Source organism: Allobosea spartocytisi (assembly GCF_014764685.1).
Classification (GTDB): Bacteria; Pseudomonadota; Alphaproteobacteria; order Rhizobiales; family Beijerinckiaceae; genus Allobosea; species Allobosea spartocytisi.
Genome location: NZ_JACXWY010000006.1, coordinates 315,517 through 322,911, shown reverse-complemented (window position 1 = coordinate 322,911; position 7,395 = coordinate 315,517). Strand labels below are relative to the sequence as shown.

General features: G+C 67.5%; 8 protein-coding genes. 5 read left to right on the top strand and 3 right to left on the bottom strand.

Annotated features, from left to right (window positions below; all coding sequences use genetic code 11):
* On the top strand, positions 1 to 260 hold a 260-nt coding region (locus tag IED13_RS12930), incomplete at its 5' end, for an integrase core domain-containing protein (RefSeq protein WP_191124392.1).
* Positions 261 to 311: 51 nt separating this feature from the next.
* On the opposite strand, the gene IED13_RS12925 is transcribed toward IED13_RS12930, so the two are convergent.
* A complete protein-coding gene (locus IED13_RS12925; RefSeq protein ID WP_191124391.1) occupies positions 312 to 752 on the bottom strand; it encodes a hypothetical protein in 441 nt (146 codons plus the stop codon).
* A gap of 222 nt (positions 753 to 974) precedes the next feature.
* Positions 975 to 1,142 (bottom strand): hypothetical protein, encoded by a 168-nt coding sequence (locus IED13_RS12920; protein WP_156116009.1) that lies wholly within the window; start codon positions 1,140 to 1,142, stop codon positions 975 to 977.
* A 322-nt stretch (positions 1,143 to 1,464) separates the two neighbouring features.
* Between IED13_RS12920 and parE the strand changes: the two genes are divergently transcribed.
* The 3 genes from parE to IED13_RS12905 all read left to right on the top strand — a co-directional run bounded on the left by parE (position 1,465) and on the right by IED13_RS12905 (position 5,026).
* Positions 1,465 to 3,546 (top strand): DNA topoisomerase IV subunit B, encoded by a 2,082-nt coding sequence (gene parE / locus IED13_RS12915; protein ID WP_112762265.1) that lies wholly within the window; start codon positions 1,465 to 1,467, stop codon positions 3,544 to 3,546.
* A gap of 165 nt (positions 3,547 to 3,711) precedes the next feature.
* Complete coding sequence (locus IED13_RS12910) at positions 3,712 to 4,665, top strand: LysR family transcriptional regulator (protein WP_191124390.1); 954 nt, start codon at positions 3,712 to 3,714, stop codon at positions 4,663 to 4,665.
* Between the two features lie 100 nt (positions 4,666 to 4,765).
* Entirely contained in the window at positions 4,766 to 5,026 is a 261-nt protein-coding gene (locus IED13_RS12905; protein ID WP_112762267.1) for a hypothetical protein, read from the top strand.
* Between the two features lie 2 nt (positions 5,027 to 5,028).
* Here the strand turns inward: IED13_RS12905 and IED13_RS12900 are convergent, their stop codons facing one another.
* Positions 5,029 to 5,724, bottom strand: coding sequence for an alpha/beta fold hydrolase (locus IED13_RS12900; protein WP_191124389.1), 696 nt, complete (start codon positions 5,722 to 5,724; stop codon positions 5,029 to 5,031).
* Positions 5,725 to 5,885: 161 nt separating this feature from the next.
* Here IED13_RS12900 and IED13_RS12895 point away from each other — a divergent pair, with 161 nt between their 5' ends.
* On the top strand, positions 5,886 to 7,370 hold the full coding sequence (locus IED13_RS12895; protein ID WP_191124388.1) for a DEAD/DEAH box helicase: 1,485 nt from the start codon (positions 5,886 to 5,888) through the stop codon (positions 7,368 to 7,370).
* Positions 7,371 to 7,395 lie beyond the last annotated feature (25 nt).

Below are 7,395 nucleotides of genomic sequence, written 5' to 3'. Positions count from 1 at the left end.
AGGGCAAGATCGAGCGCTGGCACCAGACCCTGAAGAACCGCATCCTGCTCGAGAATTACTACCTGCCGGAGGATCTCGAACGGCAGGTCGCAGCCTTCGTCGAGCATTACAACCAGGCCCGCTATCACGAGAGCCTCGGCAATCTGACGCCTGCCGACGTCTACTGTGGCCGCGGGCAAGCCATCCTCACCGAACGCGAAAGGATCAAGCGCCAGACCATCCAGACAAGACGCTTGCAGCACCACCTGCAAGCCGCATAGCCTTAAACCCAGATGAGCCAGAGCCTCCCTTCCTGAGGCCCGAAATCAGTCTCAAATCATCTGACGACGGACAAGGGCCTGCATCCAGGAGAACAGCCGGAAGGCGTGCCGGAAGCGCAGCATGGTGAGATGGATCTCGCTGCCGCCCTGCACGATCGCCGCGACCGCGCCGAGCCCCGCAACCGGTGCCGGCACGCCGCAGAACCAGGCGATCAGCGCACCGACGACGCAAAGGCCGCAACAGGCCAGGAATTCCGAGGTGATGGTTCCGCGCTCGGTCGCCTCGCTCTGCGCGTCGGGGCCGGGATAGAAGCGGCTGCAGGCGAAGCGAATCCACTCGAAGCAAGCGATCGCCCCGAACTGCACGACCGAGATGAACAGCGAATAGGCCGTGAACTCCGCCGCCGGCAGCCGGTGCGCGACAACGAGCAACAGCCCCAGCGCCAGAACGGCCTGGTAGATATAGGCTCCGAGCGCAGCGATCTTCGCCATCGCGGCCTCAGCCTGCGACAGTGGCGGCGACGCGGCCTGTCAGACCGGCACTGGCAATGATGGCACCGTTCACGCGCGAAACCCTCCACCGTCAGGCGTAGGGCCGAAAGGTTGATATTTCGCGTCGAGGGAGCACCGGACCGAACCACGAACCGGATGCCAGCGCCCGGGCATGGCGCCGGCACGATCCGGAAAGGGCGCTGCGCCCCCAGCCGTCAGTGATCAGGAGAAGTGCAGGACGGCGAAACCGGCGCCTGCCGCAACGGCAGCGAGCCACCAGAGCCCTCGCGAAGACGTCCAGTCCAGGCGCGGCGCTTCCGCCACGACGCGGGCATCCTCATAGCCGAAGGACTCGCCGGCCAGACGCGCAGCGCGCTGAAGCCCGGCCATTCTCGTCACAGGAAACGACTGACGCGACACCACGGCGACCTCCCCCTAGGCTGATCTTAGCGCATTGCGAATCGCCGCATAGGCCCGATCACGCACATCATCCTGGTCCGTGCCGCTTAACGCAGCCTGAATGAACCGGGTTCCAGCAGAGGTTCATGGCGATCCATGACCTGTCGATGACGGCGGGCGGCGCATGGCTCCTGACAGATGTGGAAGGCGAGGTTTTTATAGCGGCCGGCACGGTCTATAAGCGGCCGCGAAGCGCAGGACGGGTCGGAATGCGCTAGAGTTTAGCGTTGCGAATCAGGAAGCATTTGGCGCGATGGCGGAGAATGGCGATCTTTTCGGCTCGGACGCGGAGCGGCCGGTTGAGGCTGGCCCGAAGCCGGAACTGCGCGCACCCGCCGAGACTCCAAAAGCGCCGCGCAGCGGCGCGGGAGCTCCGCGCAACGGAACCCTGTCCGAGACCGGCTATGACGCCTCCGCCATCGAGGTGCTGGAGGGGCTCGAGCCCGTCCGCCGTCGGCCAGGCATGTATATCGGCGGCACCGACGAGCGCGCGCTGCACCACCTCTTCGCCGAGGTGATCGACAACGCCATGGACGAGGCCGTGGCCGGCCACGCCACCTTCATCGACGTCGAACTGTTCGAGGACGGCTCGATCGCGGTGACGGACAATGGCCGCGGTATCCCGGTCGACCCGCATCCGAAATTCCCCGGCAAGTCGGCGCTCGAAGTCATCATGACGACGCTGCATGCCGGCGGCAAATTCGACTCCAAGGCCTATGAGACCTCGGGCGGCCTGCATGGCGTCGGCGTCTCCGTCGTCAATGCGCTCTCCGACCGGCTGGAGGTCGAGGTCGCGCGTGGCAAGACGCTCTACCGGCAGGTTTTCTCGCGCGGCCTGCCGCAAGGCCCGCTTGAGACGGTCGGCGCGGTCGCCAACCGGCGCGGCACCAGGGTCCGCTTTCACCCGGATGCCCAGATCTTCGGCGAAGGCGCGCATTTCTCGCCTGCCCGCCTGTTCCGCATGGCGCGCTCCAAGGCCTATCTCTTCGGCGGCGTCGAGATCCGCTGGACCTGCGCGCCGGCGCTGCTGAAGCCGGAGGGCGATGTCGCAGCGGAAGCCGTGTTCCGCTTCCCCGGCGGCTTGCGCGACTATCTCGGTCGCGAGATCGAGGGCAAGGACCTCGTCGCCGAGCCGATCTTCTCCGGCAAGATCACGAAGGAAGGCGGCCACGGCTCGCTCGAATGGGCCATCGCCTGGCTCGCCACCGGCGAGGACGGCTTCTCCTCCTCCTATTGCAATACGATCCCGACTCCCGAAGGCGGTACCCATGAGCAGGGCCTGCGCATCGCCCTGCTGCGGGGCCTGCGCGACCATGCCGAGCGCATCGGCCAGTCGAAGCGCATGGCGCAGGTCACCTCCGACGACGTGATGGCGACCTGCGCCGCCATGCTCTCGGTCTTCATCCGCGAGCCGGAATTCCAGGGCCAGACCAAGGACAAGCTCGCGACGCTGGAAGCCTCCCGCATCGTCGAGAACGCCGTGCGCGACGCCTTCGACCACTGGCTTGCCGCCGCACCTCAGCAGGCGCTGCGCCTGCTCGACTGGTCGGTGGATCGCGCCGAGGAGCGGCTGCGCCGCCGCCTCGAGAAGGAGGTCTCGCGCAAGACCGCGACGCGCAAGCTGCGCCTGCCCGGCAAGCTCGCCGATTGCTCCAATGCCGGCGCGGCCGGCTCCGAGCTTTTCATCGTCGAGGGTGACTCGGCCGGCGGCTCTGCCAAGCAGGCGCGCAACCGCGCCAACCAGGCGATCCTGCCCTTGCGCGGCAAAATCCTCAACGTCGCCAACGCCACGCGCGAGAAGCTCAACCAGAACCAGCAGCTCGCCGACCTGATCCTGGCGCTCGGCTGCGGCATCGGCACGCAGTTCCGCGAGGACGACCTGCGCTACGAGAAGGTCATCGTGATGACGGACGCCGATGTCGACGGCGCCCATATCGCCTCCCTGCTCGTCACCTTCTTCTGGCGCCAGACGCCGAAGCTGATCGAGAAGGGCCATCTCTATCTCGCCGTGCCGCCGCTCTACCGGCTCCAGCACGGCGGCAAAAGCGTCTATGCCCGGAACGACGCTCACAAGGACGAGCTGATCGAGACCGTCTTCAAGGGCAAGAAGCCGGAGATCTCGCGCTTCAAGGGCCTGGGCGAGATGATGCCGCAGCAGCTCAAGGAAACCACCATGGACCCGGCCAAGCGCTTGCTGCTCAAGGTCATGGTGGACCATGAGGCGAGGGAAGAGACCTCCGATACGGTCGAGCGGCTGATGGGCAACAAGCCCGAGGCCCGCTTCATCTTCATCCAGGAGCGGGCGGCCTTCGCCGGCGAGCTGATCGACCTGTGATCGCCGGCGGCGAGCCCGGCATTTCTGCAAGGCTGCACCTCAGCGCCGCCGGGCTGCCCGCTTGCGAAAGGATTGGCAGGGTTCGCGCATGTCGAACCCCTTCCGCTTCCCGGACGATCATGATCGCAGAAGCCGCGCCCCGCTCGGCGAGCCGTCCCTGACGATATGGCCGAGCCTGCTCCACCTCCATCTCGACGCGACGGCGATCTGGCGGCGCCCGCCGGGAACGCCGCCGGGAACGCCTCCTGGGACGACATCCGGATCTTCAACGCCATCGCCAGCGGCGGGTCGATGGCCGTGGCGGCGGCGCGGCTGGGCTTAAGCGAGGCCACCGTCACGCGCAGGCTCAAGGCGCTGGAGAAGGATCTCGGCCTCCAGCTCTTCATCCGCGAGGCCAACCGCCTCGTTCCGACGGCGATCGGCATCGAGCTCGCGGCGGAAGCCGGTGAGGTCGAGGCGGCCACCCGGCGCTTCCTGTCGCGGGCGGATGCCGCTCGTCCGCTCGCCAATGCGCCGGTGCGCGTCACCGCGACGACCTCGATCAGCCTGTTCCTGACCATGCACGCCACCACGGTCTCCAGGGATGCCGGCGGCGTCGAAATCGTCATCATCAGCACGCGCGACCGGCTTAGCCTCGCCCGTGGGGAAGCCGACATCGCGCTGAGGATGAGCAACCCGCCAGCGGAACCGGGCTACTACGCGCAGAAGATCGGCCGGCTGATGCAGGCGCTCTACTGCCGCCACGATGTCGATCCGGCGACGGCGCCGATCATCTCGGTCAACCGCGAAACCTCCTCGCGCATCGACGATCATATCCTGCGTTTCGCGGCCGGCAGGCCGATTGCGGCCCGAGTCGGCGATTCCGCGGCACGCTATGAAAGCATCCGCTCGGCCGGCGCGCTGTCGATGGCGCCCTGCTTCATGGCCGATCTCGACCCAAGCCTGCGGCGCATCGCACCGCCGCCGGACGCGACCGGCGACGACATCTACCTGCTCTCGCATGACGTCTCGCGCCAGCGCGCCGGCGTCGGCGCCGTGCTGGCGGCGCTGCGCAAGCTCTTTCGCGAGCATCGGGCGCGCCTCGAAGGGCGATCGGCCGAGACCGGCCCCTCATCCTGAAAATGCCGCGCTTTCCGGAAAGATCCGGCTAACCAAGCTTTTACCGCTCTCGGTGCATGCTTGCGCCATACCCGTGCGGACACGGGACACGGAGAGCGCAATGCGCCTGATCCAACTGTTCTGGAAGAACAATCGCGGCACGGCGGCCATCGACATTGCCAAGGCCGCCGCGGCCATCGCCTTCCTGTCGGTCATCGCCGCCAATTTCGTCTCGAACCAGACGGCCGGCCTCGACAGGGACAAGCTGGCGCAGGCGAGCCTTGCCGCCGCGAAGCGCCAGCCGGTCGATCCGATGGTCACCGGCTCCATCGGCCAGACCGCGAACGCGACGAAGCTCGACCCTTGCGCCCTGCCCCGCTGATTTCAGGCCAGCCAGCGCGCCAGTTCCGCCGCCACCCGTTCCGGCTCCTCCAGCGTCGAGAGATGGCCGCAGCCCGGCAACGTCGCCAGCCTCGCCTTCGCGCCGGCAAGCCCGGCCATTTCCTGCGCCTCCGCCACCGGGGTGATCTCGTCCTCCTCGCCGACCAGCACCAATGTCGGGAGGGATAGGCCCGTCAGGACCGGTCGCGAATCCGGCCGCTGCATGATGGCCTTCTGCTGACGCACGAAACCGTCGGCTCCGATATCGTCGGCCATCCGGCGCACCAGCAGCCGCAACGGCTCGTCCGTCAGCCGGGCGGGCGCCACCAGGCGCTGCCAGAGCAGCGTCGTGACGTTGTCATAGGCCCCCTTCTCCGCGAGATCGATCATCTGGGCGCGGGGCTCATTGCTTTCGGGGGTCGCCGGCTTGGCGCTGGTGTCGAGCAGCGCCAGCCTCGTGACGCGCTCCGGTGCCCGGCGCAGCACCTCGAAGGCGACATAGCCGCCCATCGACAGCCCGCAGAGCGCAAAACGCGGCGGCGCGGCTGCCAGAAGACGCTCAGCGATGGCACCGAGGCTGTCGTCGCGGCTGTGTTCTGCGACCAGAACGAGGCGGCCATCGGCCAGCCGCGACCATTGCGGAGCATAGAGCGCGGCGGTGCAACTGAGGCCGGGGACGAGAACGAGCGGGTCCTTCATCGGGCAAAAATCGTCCTTTTCTGGCTACGTGATTGACTTTGCCGCGTTTTCTTTGCATTCCACACGGGTCCGAAGGCGCGCAGGAACTGTTGTCGCGCCAGCGTGGCGGTTGATGGACCCATCCCGCCGCGTGTCACCGACTCTGAAGAAGCGCCATACGCATGTCATTTGCCGAACTCGGCCTGAGTGAAAAGGTTCTGACGGCTGTCACGGCCGCCGGCTATAGCACACCGACTCCGATCCAGGCCCAGGCCATTCCGCATGTGCTGGCCCGCAAGGACGTTCTGGGCATCGCCCAGACCGGCACGGGCAAGACGGCGGCCTTCACCCTGCCGATGCTGACGATCCTGGAGACGGGCCGCGCCCGCGCCCGGATGCCGCGCACGCTGATCCTGGAGCCGACGCGCGAGCTTGCCGCGCAGGTCGAGGAGAACTTCACCCGCTACGGCGTCAATCAGAAGCTTTCGGTCGCGCTGCTGATCGGCGGCGTCTCCTTCGGCGATCAGGACGCCAAGATCACCCGCGGCGTCGACGTGCTGATCGCGACGCCCGGCCGCCTGCTCGACCATGTCGAGCGCGGCAAGCTGCTGCTCACCGGCGTCGAGCTTCTCGTCATCGACGAGGCCGACCGCATGCTCGACATGGGCTTCATCCCGGACATCGAGCGCGTCTGCAAGCTCGTGCCCTTCACCCGGCAAACGCTGTTCTTCACGGCGACCATGCCTCCCGAGATCACCCGGATCTCCGAGCAGTTCCTGCATAATCCGGTCCGTGTCGAGGTCTCGCGCCCCGCGACCGCAGCCACCACCATCACGCAGCGGCTGATCGCCTCCAACCCGCAGGATTTCGAGAAGCGCGAGACGCTGCGCAAGCTCATCAAGGGCGCAACCGATCTGCAGAACGCCATCGTCTTCTGCAACCGCAAGCGCGATGTCGCGACGCTGCACAAATCGCTGTTGCGCCACGGCTTCCCCGCCGTCGCCCTGCACGGCGACATGGACCAGTACGCGCGCATGGCGGCGCTCGAATCCTTCCGCACCGGCGAGAACCCGATCCTTGTCGCGAGCGACGTGGCCGCGCGCGGCCTCGACATCCCGGCCGTCAGCCACGTCTTCAACTTCGACGTGCCGACCCACGCCGAGGACTATGTCCACCGCATCGGCCGCACCGGCCGCGCCGGTCGCGAAGGCGCCTCCTTCACCATCGTCACCCGCCATGACGACAAGCTCGTCACCGCGATCGAGAAGCTGACCGGCCAGAGCATCGCCTATGAGGGAGCGGGTCTCGACGCCTTGCCGCCGGGAGCCCCCCGCGAGGAACGCCGCGGCAAGCGCGACGACAAGCGCCCGTCTTCCCGCGACCGCGGACGGGGCGAGCGCGACCGTGGACGCAGCGAACGCCGTCCGCGCGGCCATAGCGAAACGGAAGCCGCCCCCGCCGTCGTCGAGGCCGTCGAAGAGCGGCGCGACGCCGCCCGGCGCCCGCGTCCGCAGGTTGAAGCCGAGCAGCCCATCCGCCCCGGAACCCCGGAGCGCAAGGAGCGCGACGGGCGGCGGCGCAATCGCGACGACGATGACGGCCCGCAGGTGAAAGGCCTCGGCGATCATGTGCCGGCCTTCCTGCTGCGGCCGGTTCGCATCGGTTGACGCAGCGGCATAAACCCGATTTTAA

What these genes read in the sequence shown, in the direction of transcription:
- IED13_RS12925 (WP_191124391.1), bottom strand. Translation starts at nt 752, where the DNA reads ATGGCGAAGATCGCTGCGCTCGGAGCCTATATCTACCAGGCCGTTCTG.
- IED13_RS12920 (WP_156116009.1), bottom strand. Translation starts at nt 1,142, where the DNA reads ATGGCCGGGCTTCAGCGCGCTGCGCGTCTGGCCGGCGAGTCCTTCGGC.
- parE (WP_112762265.1), top strand. Translation starts at nt 1,465, where the DNA reads ATGGCGGAGAATGGCGATCTTTTCGGCTCGGACGCGGAGCGGCCGGTT.
- IED13_RS12910 (WP_191124390.1), top strand. Translation starts at nt 3,712, where the DNA reads ATGGCCGAGCCTGCTCCACCTCCATCTCGACGCGACGGCGATCTGGCG.
- IED13_RS12905 (WP_112762267.1), top strand. Translation starts at nt 4,766, where the DNA reads ATGCGCCTGATCCAACTGTTCTGGAAGAACAATCGCGGCACGGCGGCC.
- IED13_RS12900 (WP_191124389.1), bottom strand. Translation starts at nt 5,724, where the DNA reads ATGAAGGACCCGCTCGTTCTCGTCCCCGGCCTCAGTTGCACCGCCGCG.
- IED13_RS12895 (WP_191124388.1), top strand. Translation starts at nt 5,886, where the DNA reads ATGTCATTTGCCGAACTCGGCCTGAGTGAAAAGGTTCTGACGGCTGTC.